Raw genomic sequence first — 1,418 nt, forward strand, 5'->3', positions numbered from 1 at the left:
ATACTTTATTGCTACCTAATCAGTAATTATAGAAAAAAGAAATATAAGCTATAATTTCTATAGAAACTATAGAAGCTATCAGAAACTCAAAAAATGACAGGAAAAACTCTCTCCGCTCATATTGATATGGAGACTTCGGAACGAATCACTGCGTTGTCAAAAAGAGAAAATCGTTCAAAATCTCAAATTGCCAGTACTGCCATTAAATTAGGCTCTATCTTACCACCGAATGCTTGGTCTGCTTTGTGGCAATTAACAAATGTTGCCTCCCCCTCACAATGGCTTGAAATCAGTCAAGATATTACACGAGTATTGTTAAATCATCAATACAAACTAGCTCAAACAAGAATTGCTCAAAGTATAGATGAGGAATGGTTAAATAGTTTAAAAACAGAAGATGATATTTTATCCGCTTCGATCGAACTCCACTACTTTCATCGATCGAGCAGCGACACTTTCAGTGATCGAACATCATATAATAAATATATAGATATTAAGAATCAAATTGGAAGGAAAAACTATGACAACCACCGCCGATGACGTTTGGAGATTATTAGCAGAATTAATTCAAGCCCAAAAAGAAACTGAGCGTAAATTCCAAGAGACAGAGAGACTTTTGAAAGAGCAATCTCAAGAAACTGAGAGACTCCTGAAAGAGCAATCTCAAGAAACGGAGAGACTTTTAAAAGAACAAGCTCAACAAGCCGATCGCCGTTTTCAAGAAACAGAGAGACTTTTGAAAGAACAAAGTAAAAAAACGGATCAGCAAATTAGAGCAGTAAACAAAGAATTGGGCAGTTTAGGTAATCGTTTAGGGGAATTTGTCGAATGGCAAGTGCGTCCTGCCGCCGTCAGATTGTTTCGAGAGCGAGGTATTGATATTAGAGAATTATCTGGTGATATTTCCGTTAATAATGGCGATGAAGCGATGGAGGTTGATTTATTACTAATTAATACGATACAAGCAGTGGCGATCGAAGTGAAAAGTAAACTAACAAAAGCTGATGTGGATGAGCATTTAGAAAGATTGAGTAAATTTAAAAGATTATTACCCCGTTATCAAAACATCGAATTATTAGGTGCAGTAGCGACAATGGTAGCACCATTAGAGGTTAGTCGTTATGCCTATCGTCAAGGATTATTTGTTATTACCCAGTCGGGGGAGGATTTAGTGATTGTTAACGATCAAAAATTTGAGCCAAAAGTGTGGTAAAGATAATCAAAAAGGTTCTATCGCGTAGCGCCGCCTTTGGCGATCGATTTTAAAGAAATGGGAAGTTCGATCGAACATCATATAATAAATGATAGAGATGAAGAATCAAATTAGGAGGAAAAATTATGACAACCACCGCCGATGATGTTTGGAGATTATTAGCAGAATTAATTCAAGCCCAAAAAGAAACTGAGCGTAAATTCCA

2 protein-coding genes and 1 pseudogene are annotated in these 1,418 nt (G+C 36.5%); all 3 read left to right on the forward strand.

Annotated elements, in window-relative coordinates:
* Positions 1-93 precede the first annotated feature (93 nt).
* Complete coding sequence (locus ACN4EE_RS23355; protein ID WP_431708904.1) at positions 94-540, forward strand: hypothetical protein; 447 nt, start codon at positions 94-96, stop codon at positions 538-540.
* Complete coding sequence (locus ACN4EE_RS23360) at positions 521-1,213, forward strand: hypothetical protein (protein ID WP_431708905.1); 693 nt, start codon at positions 521-523, stop codon at positions 1,211-1,213. The genes ACN4EE_RS23355 and ACN4EE_RS23360 overlap by 20 nt, the downstream gene beginning before the upstream one ends.
* A 125-nt stretch (positions 1,214-1,338) precedes the next feature.
* A pseudogene (locus ACN4EE_RS23365) lies at positions 1,339-1,418 on the forward strand (DUF3782 domain-containing protein); the annotation flags it as partial.

It is taken from the genome of Geminocystis sp. CENA526 (assembly GCF_050753365.1).
In the GTDB taxonomy this organism is placed as follows: Bacteria; Cyanobacteriota; Cyanobacteriia; order Cyanobacteriales; family Cyanobacteriaceae; genus Geminocystis.

Bases quoted from the DNA above. Each gene is read 5' to 3' on its own strand.
- ACN4EE_RS23355 (WP_431708904.1), top strand. From the start codon at position 94: ATGACAGGAAAAACTCTCTCCGCTCATATTGATATGGAGACTTCGGAA.
- ACN4EE_RS23360 (WP_431708905.1), top strand. From the start codon at position 521: ATGACAACCACCGCCGATGACGTTTGGAGATTATTAGCAGAATTAATT.